This window comes from Muricoccus radiodurans, from assembly GCF_050154705.1.
Taxonomy (GTDB): Bacteria; Pseudomonadota; Alphaproteobacteria; order Acetobacterales; family Acetobacteraceae; genus Roseomonas; species Roseomonas radiodurans.
Map to the genome: position 1 here is coordinate 732,426 of NZ_CP189561.1, position 14,714 is coordinate 747,139.

At 70.2% G+C, this 14,714-nt stretch carries 11 protein-coding genes; 4 read left to right on the forward strand and 7 right to left on the reverse strand.

The genetic code is table 11. The features are described from left to right. Positions 1 to 5: 5 nt before the first annotated feature. From ACP6CK_RS03630 to ACP6CK_RS03640, 3 genes are all read right to left on the reverse strand, one after another. Positions 6 to 2,309, reverse strand: a complete 2,304-nt coding sequence (locus tag ACP6CK_RS03630) for a glycosyltransferase (RefSeq protein ID WP_426957405.1) — start codon at positions 2,307 to 2,309, stop codon at positions 6 to 8. A 7-nt stretch (positions 2,310 to 2,316) separates the two neighbouring features. Continuing rightward, entirely contained in the window at positions 2,317 to 3,756 is a 1,440-nt protein-coding gene (locus ACP6CK_RS03635; protein ID WP_426957406.1) for a polysaccharide pyruvyl transferase family protein, read from the reverse strand. 66 nt (positions 3,757 to 3,822) lie between these two features. After that, positions 3,823 to 5,262: a polysaccharide pyruvyl transferase family protein gene (locus ACP6CK_RS03640; RefSeq protein ID WP_426957407.1), complete on the reverse strand. Its 1,440-nt coding sequence runs from the start codon at positions 5,260 to 5,262 to the stop codon at positions 3,823 to 3,825. Between the two features lie 78 nt (positions 5,263 to 5,340). Between ACP6CK_RS03640 and ACP6CK_RS03645 the strand changes: the two genes are divergently transcribed. Together ACP6CK_RS03645 and ACP6CK_RS03650 are read left to right on the forward strand one after the other, a co-directional pair. After that, positions 5,341 to 6,888, forward strand: coding sequence for a hypothetical protein (locus tag ACP6CK_RS03645; RefSeq protein ID WP_426957408.1), 1,548 nt, complete (start codon positions 5,341 to 5,343; stop codon positions 6,886 to 6,888). Then, positions 6,885 to 8,168: a glycosyltransferase gene (locus ACP6CK_RS03650; RefSeq protein ID WP_426957409.1), complete on the forward strand. Its 1,284-nt coding sequence runs from the start codon at positions 6,885 to 6,887 to the stop codon at positions 8,166 to 8,168. The genes ACP6CK_RS03645 and ACP6CK_RS03650 overlap by 4 nt, the downstream gene beginning before the upstream one ends. Before the next feature lie 105 nt (positions 8,169 to 8,273). Here the strand turns inward: ACP6CK_RS03650 and ACP6CK_RS03655 are convergent, their stop codons facing one another. After that, on the reverse strand, positions 8,274 to 9,488 hold the full coding sequence (locus tag ACP6CK_RS03655) for a polysaccharide pyruvyl transferase family protein (protein ID WP_426957410.1): 1,215 nt from the start codon (positions 9,486 to 9,488) through the stop codon (positions 8,274 to 8,276). A 200-nt stretch (positions 9,489 to 9,688) separates the two neighbouring features. Between ACP6CK_RS03655 and ACP6CK_RS03660 the strand changes: the two genes are divergently transcribed. Both ACP6CK_RS03660 and ACP6CK_RS03665 read left to right on the forward strand, forming a co-directional pair. Next, positions 9,689 to 10,429, forward strand: a complete 741-nt coding sequence (locus tag ACP6CK_RS03660) for an ABC transporter permease (RefSeq protein ID WP_426957411.1) — start codon at positions 9,689 to 9,691, stop codon at positions 10,427 to 10,429. Next, complete coding sequence (locus tag ACP6CK_RS03665) at positions 10,429 to 11,196, forward strand: GDSL-type esterase/lipase family protein (protein ID WP_426957412.1); 768 nt, start codon at positions 10,429 to 10,431, stop codon at positions 11,194 to 11,196. Before ACP6CK_RS03660 ends, ACP6CK_RS03665 begins: the two co-directional genes overlap by 1 nt. 30 nt (positions 11,197 to 11,226) lie before the next feature. Here the strand turns inward: ACP6CK_RS03665 and ACP6CK_RS03670 are convergent, their stop codons facing one another. The 3 genes from ACP6CK_RS03670 to ACP6CK_RS03680 all read right to left on the reverse strand — a co-directional run bounded on the left by ACP6CK_RS03670 (position 11,227) and on the right by ACP6CK_RS03680 (position 14,687). Then, positions 11,227 to 12,375: an alginate O-acetyltransferase AlgX-related protein gene (locus tag ACP6CK_RS03670; protein ID WP_426957413.1), complete on the reverse strand. Its 1,149-nt coding sequence runs from the start codon at positions 12,373 to 12,375 to the stop codon at positions 11,227 to 11,229. 7 nt (positions 12,376 to 12,382) lie between these two features. Beyond that, entirely contained in the window at positions 12,383 to 13,804 is a 1,422-nt protein-coding gene (locus ACP6CK_RS03675) for an MBOAT family O-acyltransferase (protein ID WP_426957414.1), read from the reverse strand. A 127-nt stretch (positions 13,805 to 13,931) separates the two neighbouring features. Further along, complete coding sequence (locus ACP6CK_RS03680; RefSeq protein WP_426957415.1) at positions 13,932 to 14,687, reverse strand: SGNH/GDSL hydrolase family protein; 756 nt, start codon at positions 14,685 to 14,687, stop codon at positions 13,932 to 13,934. Between the last annotated feature and the right edge of the window lie 27 nt (positions 14,688 to 14,714).

Here is a 14,714-nt window from a genome sequence, read left to right on the forward strand (position 1 = left end):
GCGTGTCAGGATACCGCGGGAAGCGGGGCAGCGGAACGCGCGGCGAGGGCGATCTGGGCGAGGCCGCGCAGGGCCGCCGTCGCGACGGGCCGGCCGAAGGCGGACCGCCCCAGGCGGAAGGCCTCCTCCCCGATTCGTCGCCGCGTGGCGGGCTGGCGTAGCAGGGTCTGGAGATGCGCGATGTATTCCAGGCGCGACCGCGCAATGAGGTACGCGCGGCCCTCTCCCTCGCCGATCCCGAAGGCGGCTTCCTCGGTCAGGACGGAGGGCAGGCCGCGGCAGAGGTATTCCACGGTCTTGATCTTCAGCCCGCCGCCGTAGAACACGGGATTGATCCCGATATCGGCGGCGTCGAGGAATGCGCCGAGGTCGTCCACCTGGCCGTGCAGGACGAGGTTGCGGGAGTTCGCCGCGAGGTCCGACAGCGACTCGCAGACCCGTCCCGCCACGTGCAGCAAGGCGCCCTCCTCGTCGACACAAGGCCAGACCTGTTCGAAGAACCATCGCATCCCGTCCCGGTTCATCGGGCTGTCGCCGCCGATGAAGACAATGCGCCGCGTGGGCCGAGCCGCATCGGTCCAGGCGAGTTCCGGCACGGTGTGCGGCAGGTGCAGGGACCGGTTTGGAAGGGCGCCGTCGATCGTCGCGTGCTCGACGCCCTGAATCGCGAGGACCGTCTCGAATCCCGAAAGGATCTCCATCTCCTCCAGGATAGGGATGCGCAGGAAGTGCTCCCGCTCGAAATGCTCGAAGTTGAGGGTTCGGAGGGACATGAGGTCGTGCGTGTCGAGCACTCGAAGGGCGGGCATGTTGCCGGCGTGCCGAAGATAGGAGAGGCGGATATACTGGAGGATGACGAGGTCGTAGTCCCGCTCCGCCAGCAGCGCCGTCATCGCATCGAGATGGGCGGCGACGAAGGAACGCCGCTCGAAGGGAGTCAGTGGAAGCCGTGCAGGAGGCGTGTGGTCCTCGTCTTCGGACCCCTGCGAGTCGAAGACTGTGCCGCGGGGACCGAGGACGCGGGCGGCCGCGGCAGCATCCTCGGGCCCCAGCGCGCCGAGGTGGAGAAGATCGAGGTCCATGGCGCCCCGCGCCGCGCGGACGAGTTCGGTGATGCGGGCCTCGTTGCCGAGCCCAACACGCCAGAAGGGGATGTCGGTGACCAGCAGCGCGCGGGGACGCCGGATCAGGCGTTCCAGCGACTCCCGGCTGCAGAAGGGGGCGATCTGCCGCTCCACCTCGGCGGCGTAGCGGCGGAACAGTGTCGCGCTCTCCTCTGCGACCGCGGTGCGGAAGGCTGCGTCATCGACCCAGCGGCGGGCCAGGGCGGCTGTTGCCGGCGCACTCGCCGCCGCGTGGAAATGCGCGCGGGCCGCCAGGCCGGCGAAGGCCTCGGCCGTGCCGATCACCGGCCGTCCATGGGCCAGGGCCTCGACTGTCTTGATCTTCAGCCCGGTCCCGCCCTCGTGCGGATTCACAGCCAGGTCGAGGCCGGCAAGAAAGGGGCCGGGCTCCTCGACCCGGCCCACCGGTTCCAGCCCCGGCCTCGCCGGGCCGACCAGGCCGGAGGCCCCCCCGGCGACCTGCACCACCGCGCGGTGCTCCGCGAGGTAGGCGAGATCGAGATTGCCGAGAAAGCGGTTGATCGCGTGACCGTTGATGGGGTTCCCGCTGCCGAGATAGCCGATCCGCCATCCGTCCCCGACGCGGGGCGGCGCAGGGGACGCCGGAGGGATGAAGCCGAGCGTCGCGACGGGCGTCCGCGTCGTCTCCTCCAACGCGGCGCGCTCGTCATCCTGAATGGCAAGGACGAGATCGGCGCGGTCCAGGCCGCGACCCTCCTCCTCCCGCGTCGTGTGAAAGAAGGCGGCAGGCAGGCCGAGCGCCTTCAGGCGCAGGTGGCGGTCGGCGAAGACATCGTGCGTGTCGATCACCTTCAGCGTGCCGGCCGGGAAGAGGTCCAGCGCGCGGGAGAGAAACACGTATTCCACGAGGACGAGGTCGTAGGTTTCCGCCGCCGCGACGGCGCCGATCCCGGCCTCCAGCTCCGGCGTCCACCAGTCGTCCACCGCATGAGTCTGTTCGAGCGTCCGCCGCTCCGCCTTGCGATCGTGCGGCAGCAGGATCAGCGCGTCCCAGGCCGCGCGCATCGCGTCCAGCGCCACGCCGTCCACCGTTTCCCGCTGCACGAAGAGGAACTCGACGCGATGGCCGAAGCCCTTCAGGCGGGACAGCATCGCGTGGATGCGCTGCCGGTTCCCGGCATCCTGCGGGTGAGACGGTGTCGGCGAGATGACGAGGACCCGCATCCCCGGCCTACATCCGGTTCGGGATGCCGTTGCGATCCAGGTGCGCCTTCATGCGGGCGTAGCCCCAGCGGAACTCCTCCTCGAAGGCGTCGAAGCGCGCCTCGGCATAGAGCTCGCGCCAGGGGCGGTCGCGCAGGTCCTCTTCCGTCACCAGAGGGATGCGGTGCGTGTTGGCCAGCTCCGCGCTGCGCTCGTCATAGTCCACGAGAATGGAGGGCGTGCCGTTCGCCAGCGCCGGCAGCACCCCGTGGACGCGGTACCCGATTGTCATGTCCTGCTGGCGGACGAAATCGTCGTATTCCTGCCCCGTCTTGTAGAAGAACAGGCGGTCCCGGTAGATCCGGAGCATCTGCTCCTCGTCCTCGGGCGTGAACCATCGGCGGCGGCGCAGCTCCTCGGTCGCCGCCTCGATCCGATCCTCCTGGCGCAGGGCAAAGGCCCGCTCCTCCAGCTCGCCGTGCACCGTCACGGTGAGGTCCGTCTCCCGGTCCAGCCGGAGCATCGTCGCCTTCTGCACCGACAGGTAATCCGCCACGTTTCGGGAATAATTGTGCCCTGTCTCCCGCCGCAGGGAGAACGCGACCTTCTTCACGGCATCGGGCGCCACGCGGCGCAGCCGCATCTCCGGGTCCCGCGCGCGGAAGATGGAGGGGCAGCCCACCACCTCCACGTTCCGGATGCCGTTATCCCACAGGACCTCGGCGGAATAGGCGCCGCGAACGCCGATCGTCGCGCAGCGGTCCGCGATGGCGTTCCAGACCCGCAGCGGCTCGGGCGGGAGGACGATCTTGCGGCGCGTGACCGCCTGGGCGCCGACTCCGGCCGCGATGACCGGGATCTTCAGACGATCCAGCACCTCGGTAGCGCGGCGGAAGTTCGTGGACTCATGGATGAAGTTGGAGCCGCGCAGGAAGACGAAATCGTACTCCGCGTTATAAAGGTCGATGCGGGACTGCGTGGGCTCGGTGATCTCGAGCGGACGCAGGGCGGAGAAGTCGAACATCCGCAACGTGCTCTCGTAGACCATCATGTCGCCGATGTTTGCGTAGGTGCCCGTCAGCGTCTTCTCATAGAGGCGAGCTTTGTCGTGGTCGTAGACCTGACCGGCAGGGATCATGACCAGCGCCTTGGCGGGACGGCCGACCGGAAGTGGAACCCGCTCCAAGCCGGAGAGGTCGCGGCCGTCCACCGTGCGGGCGCGCAGCGGCGACCGCGAGCCGGCGAGGGCCTCACCCTCAGGCAGGGGGATCGCGAAGCGTTGCAGGCCGTCCGGTCCCGGCGCGACCGTCCCGCTTCCGACCACGCGGTCACCGGAGACGATCTCGATCCCGGTGCCGGCCCGTCCGGCGAACTGTCCGATCGCCTGACGCGCCGTGACCGTCTCCAGCCGCCCCGCCGCGATCGGGCGGCGGGCGGGCGGGGGAAGCTCGGTCAGGGCATCGGGCAAGGCGCGGTCTCCGCGGGCAGGTCGTCCCCTGGTGCCACGCGCGCCCAGCCCCCGGCAAGCGCCGCTCTACATCCGGTGCGGGATGCCGTTCCGCACAAGGTGGTCCCGCATTCGGTCATAGCCCTTCGGGAAGGCAGCCTGCCACTCGGCGAAGCGGGCAGGGTCGTAAAGGTCCAGCCCGCGGCCGCGAAGGGCGGCCTCGTCCAGCATCGGGATGCGATGGGTGCGGGCGAGCTCGGCGCTGCGCTCGTCGTAGTTCACCAGCATGGACGGGATGCCGTTGGCCAGGGCCGGAAGCACCCCGTGGACGCGATAGCCCAGGGTGATATCCATGTCCCGGACGAAGTGGTCGTATTCCTCACCGGTCTGATAGAAGAAGCTCCGATTGCGGTAGAGGTCGAGCATGGCTGCCTCGTTCACCGGGTCCAGCCAGCCGGATTGGCGGAGCTTCTCAGTGGCTGCCGGGATGCGCGCCTCGTCGTGCAGGGCGAACCACTTCTCCTCGGCCTCGCCGTGTACCGTGACGTGCAACTCGCACTCCCGGTTCAGCCGCATCATGAAGGCCTTCTGGGTGGCGGCGTAGGAGGAGAGGTCCCGCGCATAACCCTTTCCCGTCTCCCGACGCAGCGAGAACGCGGCCCGCCGCACGCCCCCGCGCGGCGGTAGGCGCAGCCGGAGGTTGCGGTCGCGCGCCCGGAAAAGGGAGGGGCATCCCACGACCTCGACGTTGCGGACGCCATTGTCGGCCAGCACCTCCGCCGACCACGCGCCGCGGGTGCCGACTGCGGCGCAACGGTCCGCGATCGCGTGCCACACCCGGCGCGCCTCGGGCGGCAGGCTGATCCGGCGCCGCTCCGCCGACTGGGCGCCGACGCCGACCGCCACGACCGGGATCTTGAGGCGCTCCAGCACCTCCGGGGCTCGTTCCCAGTCCATGTACTCGTGGATGAAGTTCGAGCCGCGGAGGAAGGCGAAGTCGAACTCCTCGTTGGCGCGGCGGATCGTCTCGTCGGTCGGGTTCGCGATCTCCAGCGTTTGCAGCTCGACGTAGTCGAGGAGCTTCAGCGTGCTCTCATAAACCATGAGGTCGCCGATGTTGCCGTAGTCGCCCTCCAGGATGCGGTTGTAGAGGCGGACCTTGTCGTGCTCGTAGACGTAGCCGGCCGGGATCATGACCAGGGCGCGGGCGGGGCGGGACGGTGCGACCGGCCGGCGCGCGGAGCCGGCGAGCGGCCGGCCATTCAGAACGCGCACCGAATAGGCACTTCCCGGCTCGGCCGGCCCGGGCAGCGGCAGCGCGAAGGGAACGACCCGCCCCCAGGGCTCGGCCCTCGCCGTGGCGGGGGCGATCACCTGCGTCCCGCAGGGCTCGTCGTCCCGCAAGATCTGGAGCGTGACCCGTCCGCCACCGAGCACCGCGGCATCGAGCCAGCCCTCAATCCGCTGGTCCGTGACGCGGTCCACGCGTCCCGCGGGACGGCCGGGCGCGCCCGGGGCATCGTTCATCGGTGCAGGTCCATCCCAAGATCCGGCCAGGATCACTGACCCGCGTTCCATGCTATCCTTCGCCCGCATGCGCAAGCGGTGGCGGGGAGCGCCGTCGCCCGCAGCCGGACGGGGTGGTGGATGTATCGCGAGCTGGACCCGCGCTTTCAAATCGGACTGGATTTCGCCGGCGATGTGACGCCAGAGGTCGGGGCGGTCTTCGGATGGGTTCGGCACCCGGCGACCGCTTCCGTCGAGATCACGGTGGACGGCACGCCGGGCACGCCGTTTCCGCTCCGGCTGCTGAGCGTCCACCTGCGGGACGACGTGGAGGCACCGCCGGGATCGGTGGTCACCGGCTTCAACCTCGTTCACGAGAACCCGAAGGGCGCGCCGGGCCGCCACCTCGTGGTACGGGCCGGATCGCTGGCCTGGTCCATCGACCTGTTCACCTCGGACTTGCCCGCGGATCCCGAGACCAAGGAGCCCATCGCCGTCGGCAGGGCCATCGCGATCCGCAACTGGACCGCGAATCTCGACCTGTTGCGGGAGAGCATCCTCGCGCCCGACCTCAGCCCCCTCTTGAAGGGGGACCGCCCCTTCGGCCTCTTCGCCGATTGGCTGGACCGCTGGCCGAGCATCGTTGGGGCAGGTGACTGGGTGGGCGAGTTCCGCCGCGCCGCCGCCGTGGTGCTGCCGACGGGAGAGGTAGCGATCGCGGGGTCCTTTACGGCGCCGGCGGCGGATGACCGCGTCACCGTCGAGGCGCTCGCCGTGGTGACGCCCAAGGCCGGCCCGATGCGGGCGATGCCGATGCGCGATGTCCGGACCGTCGGCTTCGGGCAGGGCTTCGCCCTCTACGGCCACATTCCCGAGCCGGCACCCGGCGAGGTGGTGCAGCTCATCGTGAGCACCCGGCGCGACGGACGAGGCCAGTGGCTGCGGGCCGAGGCAGCGGGAGGAGAGGCGAGCACCCTGATGGACATTCTCTCCCTCGCGGGGATGGAGCTTCCCGCGTCCGACCAGCCAGCCGTCCGAACCTGGATGGAGGCGGTCCTGGCTGCCCGGATGGACGCGCTTCGGGCGCCGATCGCGCGGATCGCCGCCGCCGGGGGGGACCCGCCGGGCTGGCCCGCGACGGCGCTCGTGTTCGACCTGGAGGATGTCTACGCCGCGCGGCTGCTAGGGCTGCTGGCGCCCGCGCTGGAGGCGCGCTTCGGGCGGATCGTCCTCTCCGGCGCGGCGGCGGCACGCGCCGCCGCCGCGCTGGCGGGCCGGCGGCTGGAGGTGTCGGTCCAGCCGCACCCGACGGCCGCCCTCCTCGCCGCCTCGGGCGAGGGACGGGTGGTGCCCCTGGACACCGCCGCGCTGACCAACGCGGCAGTCGAGGCGGACTTGGAGAGCCGCACCGGCTGGGGCCTGGACGGGAGTCGGCTGTCCGACCTCGCGCTGTTGCATGCGATGGCCGGAACAGGCGACCTGTCCCGCACCCTCAGGAGGATCTGCGCCCAGCGCGAGCCCGAGCCAGAGGGCGCCCTGCGGTACGCGCCGCCCGCTTCGCGGGGAGATGCCGTGGGCAGCCTCGTCGCCGCGCATCTGACGGAGATCTGGCAGAGAGCCATGCCGGCCGCGGAGGGCCGCGCATGACCGGCACTGGGCCTTCGGTCTGCATCGTCTCGCACGCGCATCCCGACTTCTCGAAGGGCGGCGGGGAGATCGCGGCCTATCGGCAGTTCCTCACCCTCTCGGCGGAGGGCTGGCCGGCCCGCTTCGTCTCGGCGGTCGATCTGCCGGGCGGCCAGGCGCCGGCCGACCGCGAGCAGCCCATCGCCCGCTACGGAGAGGCGGAATTCCTCTACGCCGTCGGCGGCATGGAGGAGGACCGGCTCTGGTGGCGCAGCGCCGAGGAGCGCCGGGCGCTGGTGGAGCTCCTCGCCGGTTTCGGTTCGCAGGTCTACCATTTCCACCACTACTGGCGCGTCGGGTTGGACCTGATCGCGGAGTTGGCGGACATGCGGCCGGACGCGATCATGGTCGGGACGCTGCACGAGATGCTGGCGATCTGCTCCCACCACGGCCAGATGATCCGCACCCGCTCCCGAGAGCTCTGCCGCAAGGAGACGGCGCAGCGCTGCCTGCAATGCTTCCCGGACCAGACGCTGGAGCGGATGCGGCTGCGCAAGGCGCTGATGTTGACCGGGCTGCGGCGCCTCGATCGCCTGATCTACCCGAGCGACTTCATCGCCGGGCGCTACGCCGCCTGGGGCCTGGACCCCTCGCGCGGCACCGTACTCGAGAACTATCTCGGGGACGACTTCCTCTCCCGTCCGCGCCGCGCCTGGCCGCCGCCGTCCCACATGTCCCGAGAATTCGCCTTCTTCGGGCAGCCGACGGAGTTCAAGGGGCTCGATATCCTGGTCACCGGCTTCGCGATGGCGCTCCGCGATGACCCCACTCTCGCGATGACGGTCCACGGGGCGACGGCCGAGGAGACGCTGCGCTTCTTCCCCGGCCTCGCGAGCGCGGTCGCCGCGTGCGGCGACCGGCTGACCTTCGGCGGCCGCTACGACGCCACGGACGTGCTCGACCTGATGGAATCCGCGGGCTGGGTCGTCCTCCCGTCCATCTGGTGGGAGAACTCCCCGGTGGTGATCCAGGAGGCGCGGCGCGTGGGCACGCCGCTCATCGTCTCGGGCATCGGCGGCATGGCAGAGAAGGTGCAGGCGGGGGTGGACGGCCTGCATTTCCGGGCGGGCTCCGCGCCCGACCTCGCCCGCGTCCTCCTGCGGGCGTCGGAGCCAGAGGTGCATGCCGGACTGGCCGGCACGGTGCGGGACGTGATCGACCGCGACGCCTTCCTGGATGGGCTGCGGGCGATCTACGACCTTCCGCGGGAGGAAATGCCGGACCTCTCAGAGGCGGCCTGACGCGCACGGCGGGCCGGTTCCGGCCCGCCGCTCCCGCGACGGCTGGTGTGAGACACCGCCCGTCTACCTCAACGGATCAGGCGATCTGGAGGTCTTGCCCGGTGTTCAGGCCGCGTCCTGCGTCGCCACGATCTTCGCCGGCCTCGCTTCCAGCCGGTGCGGCAGGTTGTTCTCGGTCAGGAAAGACTCCAATTCGGTGAAACGCCTGCTGTAGGCGGCCTCAAAGCGGTCCCACTTCGCCTCGTTCCAGGCCGCCTCGAAGGAGAACTTGTCCATCGTCTTCGACTCAACCGAGGGAATACCGAGAGTCTTCACGAACTCCCGGGTGCGCGTGTCGTAGACGACGTAGAGCGCCGGCACGCCGTTCGCGAGCGCGATGAGGTTTCCGTGCAGGCGGAAGCCGGTCACCGCGTCGAGCGAACGCACCGCCCCCTCGAAGCCCGCCACGCTCTCGAAGACCCGAAGCGTGCGGTCGTAGACGTCCAGCAGGCGGTCCCCCGGCGTCGCGAGCCAGCGGTCCTCCACCAACGACGCGACGGCCCCGGCACGGGCGGCCTCGTTGTCCGGGAGCACGCCCTTGCGGGCGTAATAATAGGCCTTCTCCTCCAGCTCCCCGGCGCAGAGCAGATCCATGTCGAAGCGCTCGTCCAGCGTGCGAATGAGGTAGCGCTGCAGCGTCGCGCTGCCATAGGTCTTGCGCCGAAGGGTGAAGCCCAGCCGGCGGATGTCCTTCGCCTCCGTGCGGGGGAGGGAGATCCGGCGCTTGCGGTGGCGGAACACGGTCGGGCAGCCGATGATCCGGTGGCTCTTGATGCCGACCTTCTCCAGCGCTTCCGCCGAGAGCTCGCCGCGGATCGCGAGGCTCTTGGATCGCTCCGCGATAATCTGGAACAGCCGCTCCGTGCTGTCGTTCATGTGCCGCTCGGCGTTTTCCGGCGTCTGCACGCCGACGCCGAAGGCGTGGACCGGCACGTGGATCTTCTCCAGGAGGGCGTTCGTCGCATCCCAGTTGCCGTTCGGATTGATGTAGTTCGACCCGCGCAGGAAGATGTAGTCCAGCGTCCGGTATTTCTCGAGCCGCTCCTCCGCGCCCCTGCCGGTGGACGGCGAGACGGTGACGACCTCCGCGTGCTCCAGGATTTTGAGCGAGCTGTCGAAGACGAAGGAATCCCCAATATTCGTGAAGGACTGGACGGACTTCGCCGGGTCGCGGGCCCAGTAGCTCTCCACGTCGTCGCGGCCGGTGATGTTGCCCGCCGGGCCGAGCACGCCGATGCGCGGCTTGCGGCCGGCGCCGGCCACGGGAGAGGTCTCGCTCATGTTCGGCTCCGAGATTTTCAAGGGGGATATTAACCCAGGCGGCCGGATGACCGAAGCGCGGAAGCACTCGATGCCGGCCCGGGCCGGGTCCCGCCACCGTGATGGTGACGGCTGCGTGACGCCTCGTGAAACCGGGTCCCGGGCCTTGCCTCGGCCGGCCCGGCCGTGCCGTCATGGCCCCCCGTTCCAAGGAGTCCTCGATGACGACTGTCCCCTTCGCTCGCCCGGCCGGTCGGCCCACCCCCGGCGCTGCCGCCCGGCTGGCCCACCCGCTGCGGGCCGCGATGCTCGGGGCAGCGCTCCTGCTCGGCGGGGTGGCCGGACCCGCCTCCGCTCAGCCGATGCTCTACGAGCAGCGCCTGCCGGAAGGCTTCGCCTTCATCCGCATCGCGAACGCGCTGCCGGAGGGAGCAACCATCCGTCCCGACTTCCGCGACCCCGTGACCCTCGGCGGCAACGGGGCGGAGCGCGTCAGCCCCTACTACGTGGCAGAGGACGTCGCGAACCGGCCGGTGAAGTTCCAGGTGACGATCGGCGGCACCACCACGGAGGTCCAGACCACGGTGAAGGGCGGCGGGCTGAACACCGTCATCCTCCAGCGCCGCGGCAACGAACTCGTCGCCACCTCCGTGGAGGACCAGCAGGAGTACAACCAGACCCGCGCCCGCCTGACCTTCTACAATGCCGTGGCGGGCTGCGACGGGGGTGCGCTCGCCCTCGACCCTTCAGGGCAGTCGGTCTTCTCGGGCGTCGGGCCGATGCAGGGCCGGACCCGCAGCGTCGCCCCGGCCGCCGCCGTGGTCCGGCCGAGCTGCGGCAACCAGCGCGCGGCGAACCTTGACCTCGGGCGGCTCCAGGCGGGCGGTCTGTACAGCGTGTGGCTCATGGCGCCGCAGGGCCAGCCGACGGCCTTCCTCGTCCGCGATACCATCACGCGCTGATGCGGGCGGGCGTCTTTCGGGCCGCGCTGGGCGGGGTGCTGGTTTCGGCCGGACTGGCGATGGCCGGCCCCGCTGCGGCCCAGTTGGCCGCCTGTCCGGCCATCCCGCCCCGCAATCCCATGCCGCGGGAGGCCACGCCGGAGTATCTGGAGGAGCCTCACTGGCGGGCCCGGGTCGCCGAGGTGTCTCGCCTGACGGCGGGCGACCTGTCCCGCGTACAGGTCGCCTTCCTCGGCGACTCCCTGACGCAGGGATGGTTCCCGCTCATCTACGACCAGTATTATGGTCATCGAAGCGCCATCAACCTCGGCGTGACCGGCGACTTCACCCAGGGGCTGCTCTGGCGGTTGCAGCAGGGCGGTCACTGGCCGGCGTCGCTGCGCCCGCGTCTGGCCGTGCTCCTGATCGGCACGAACAATTCCCTCCATGCCCAGCGGCCGGAGGACACGGCCCTTGGCGTGGCGGAGGTCGTGCGCACGATCCGGCAGCGGTCGCCGACCACGCGGGTCCTGATTGTCGGCCTGCTGCCGCGCGGGATGGACGCGTCCGACCCCGCGCGTCAGGCCAACCAGCGGGTGAACGCGATGATCGCTCGCTGCGCCGATGACCGTAACGTCTTTTACACCGACCCCGGCGCCTATCTGGTGGACGGGCAGGGGCGGTTGTCCGACCAGATCGCCTATGACCGGCTGCACCTGACCATGGTGGGTTACGCGATGCTCGGCGCGGGGCTGGAACCGACGATCCGTCGACTGCTGGGGAACTGACGGGGCACCGGCCCCGTCAGTCCGGCGCTCTCACCAACGGGCGATGAAGGCGCGCTCGGCCTCGGTCAGCGGCTGCGGCACGACGCGTTCCGGGATCTCCCAGATGATCAGGCGGGGAGGAGATTCCCGGTAGGTCTCCCCGGAGAAGTAGGTCGCGGCCGCGCCGGCGAACCCGCCGCCGGCCGTCGCGCCGTTGAACACCGTGCTCCGCAGCGCCTCCTGAAGCGCGCCGTGGAAGTTCGCATTCACGGAGTAGGAGGAGCCGATCAGGGCGACCTCTGGCGAGGGCGTCTCGTCCAGCAGGCTGCCGCCGCCGGAATCGCCGCCCTCCGGCGCGGCCGTCGTCTCCTTCCGCTCCCGATCGGGATCGGGCCGGACCGCATTGGGCACGTGGTCCAGGCTCGTGATGCGCAGCAGGTCGCCCGGGCCGTCCGTCTCCTCCGCCGCGGCGGTCGTGCGGAATTCCTCACCGCGCGTGAGGTCCCGGTTCTGGACGGCCTGCGCGATGGCCTGCGCCGCGGCGCGGGCGCCTGCCTGGTTCCAGTGCGTGTCGGTCCGGTAAAAGGCGCCACCGGGCTGGCGCTGCTGCGCCGAGAGCGCGGGCAGAAGCGCGATCGGCTCGATACCGCGTGCTCGCAGCGCCGCCAGGAAGGCGTCGTAGCGCGCGGCCGCTTGGGCGGAGTGCGGGACGCCGCAGAGCTTGTCGGCCGCCACCCGCGCCTTGTCGGGCACCACCGCGACCGCGAGCGCGATGTTCCGCGCGGCGAGGGCCGCCTGCACGCGGCGGACGCCCTCCGCCCTCTCTGCCATTGCGACGTCCGCGTTGGGCCAGGGGCGCAACTCCTCGGTCAGGAACATCGTCTCGTCGCAGCCGATCCGCACCTGCGGACCGCCGGACCCGAAGAGCGCATAGCGGAACACACCGCCCGAGGCCCGGAGTAGCGGGTCGGCCGGAAGCTGGTGCGCCATGACGTAGTTCACCGCCGCCGTCGTCCGGCCGGCGAGGAAGGAGGACAGGTTGAGCGTCGGCCGGAGCCGCTGCTGCGCCGGGGCGCTGGCGATCGCCATCACGCCCTGATACGCGCCGACGAGCAGCAGGACGGCGGTCGCCGCGCCCTGGAAAGCGGCGGCGCGGTGAAGGCCCTTCCAGGTGGAGGGGGGCGCGGCGGGAGCGGGCATCGCGACCTCAGAACTGGAAGTAGAGGAAGGGGACGGCCGCGCGGCTGTAGAGCAGCACGACGCAGAGGAGGAAGCCGGCGAGCGGTCCGATCACCCACAGCGCGCGGGAGAGGGGGTCCATCTCCTCGGGCCGGCGGAAGAAGGGCAGACGGGTGCCGAGCAGCGGCAGGTAGACGACGATGATCGCGATCACCATCGTCCACCATTGGTCCGCCGTGACTTGCCAGGCGAGGGCGTCGGTCAGCCCGAAGCCGTTCAGCCCGATCATCCCGCCATACATGGTGAAGGCGTTGTGGACGTCGTGCGCGCGGAACACGACCCATCCGATCACGGCCGCGAGCATCGTGAGGACGTTGCCTACGATCCAGGGCATCGGGCCGTTGCCGACGCCGCGCCAAGCCCGGTGCGCCGCCAGAAGTCCGCCGTGCCAGAAGCCCCAGATGATGAAGGTCCAGTTGGCCCCGTGCCAGAATCCGCCGATCACCATCGTCAGCAGTAGATTCAGGTAGGTGCGGAACGCCCCGCCCCGGTTCCCGCCGAGAGAGATGTAGAGATAGTCCCGCAGGAAGCGCGACAGCGTCATGTGCCAGCGCTGCCAGAACTCCTGAATCGAGCCCGACAGGTAGGGGTGGTTGAAGTTCTCGGGGAAGTGGAAGCCGATCATCAGCGCCAGGCCGATGCCCATCGCGGAATAGCCGGCGAAGTCGAAAAAGAGCTGGAGCGTGTAGGCGATGGCCCCGGTCCAGGCGTCCGCGAAAGTCGGGTTCGGCAGGGCGAAGGCCGCGTCCGCCACCAGGGCCACCGTGTCGGCCAGGAGCACCTTCATGCAGAAGCCGATCATGAAGCGCCGCGCCCCGAGCCCGAACTGCGCGAGCGTATGGGTGCGGGAGACGAGGTCGTCCTTGATCTCGGCGTAGCGGACGATCGGACCGGCGATCAGTTGGGAGAAAATGGCCTTATAGGTGGCGTAGTCCAGCAGCTTGCGGGTGATCGGCACCGTGCCGCGCCACACGTCCGTCAGATAGGAGACGGACTGGAGCACGTAGAAGGATAGCCCGATCGGCAGGATGATCTCCGTCCAGGCGAGGGGCGGGAGGCCGGCCGCGGCCCGGACGTCGTTGAACACACCGACGCCGAAGTTCGCGTATTTGAAATAGGCGAGCACGCCGAGGTTGCCGGCCAGCCCGAGGACCAGCAGCCAGGTCCCCAGCCGGGTCTTCGGCCCCACATGGTCCATGTACTTGACCACGTAGAAGGTGAAGACCGTGCAGAAGACGAGCAGAAGCAGGAAGTCGACCCGCCACCAGGCGTAGAACGCCCAGGACAGGACGAGGATCGGCCAGTTCCGATAGCGGAACGGCGTCAGGAAGTAGACCGCGAAGAAGAGCGGCAGGAAGAGGCAGAGAAACTCGAAGGAGGCAAAGATCATGGGAGGGCGCGCGCCTCCGCGCCATCGTCCATCCCCCGAACCCCCGTCATCCCGACCCCCTGTTGCGTGAGCGGCGCGGCCGGCCCTCCCCAGGGCCGCCGCGCCGTCCGTTCAGACCGAAGCTTTCTTAGCGGCGCTGGGCCGGTGCCGGGGCGGCGGGCGCCGCGGGGCGGGCGCCACCCTGGGCCGGCGCCGCCGGGGCCGCGCCGCCGGCCGCCTGCCCGGCGCGGGCCGCGGCCTGCACCTCCGGCATGGCGGCGATTGTCTGCGCCAGGGCCTGGCCGTAGGCCCGGTAGCCATCCACCGTGTAGTGCTGGCCGTCGAAGGTGGCCCACTGACCCGGCTGCGACAGGCGCGTGCTGTCCACATAGGTGCAGGGCGTGACGATCGTCGCGAGGTAGGCGCTCATCTCCCGGACTCGGTCGAAGGTCTTCAGGAAGGGACCGCCCTCCGTGCCCCAGCTCGGCCCGATCCAGATGCAGGGCAGGTTGAGCGACTTGATGCGGTCGGTCAGCGCCTGCACCTCGTCCCGGATGTTATCGCGGGGGAAGGTGCGCTGGACGTAGCCGGCCATGGTGTCGCCCATGCTGACCACGATCATGTTCGGGCGGTACTGGCGGACCAGCTCATCCAGCGGGGTCGTGCGGGCGTTGGCGCCGCGCACCTGCTCCAGCTGGCCGTTCTGGACGCGCTGCGCCGTGCCGCAGGAGGCGACGCGGGCCGAGAGCCAGATGCTTGCCGGCGCGCCGCAGGCCGCGAAGGACACCACGCGGGCGCCCCGCTGGATGAGCTGATCCTGCAGCGTGTGGGCGAGGTACTGCGGCGCGGCCCAGTGGCTGTCACCCAGGACAAGGAGCGAGAGGCCGGCGAGAGCGGATTGCATGCTCGGAGAACTCCAGGGATCGCGATC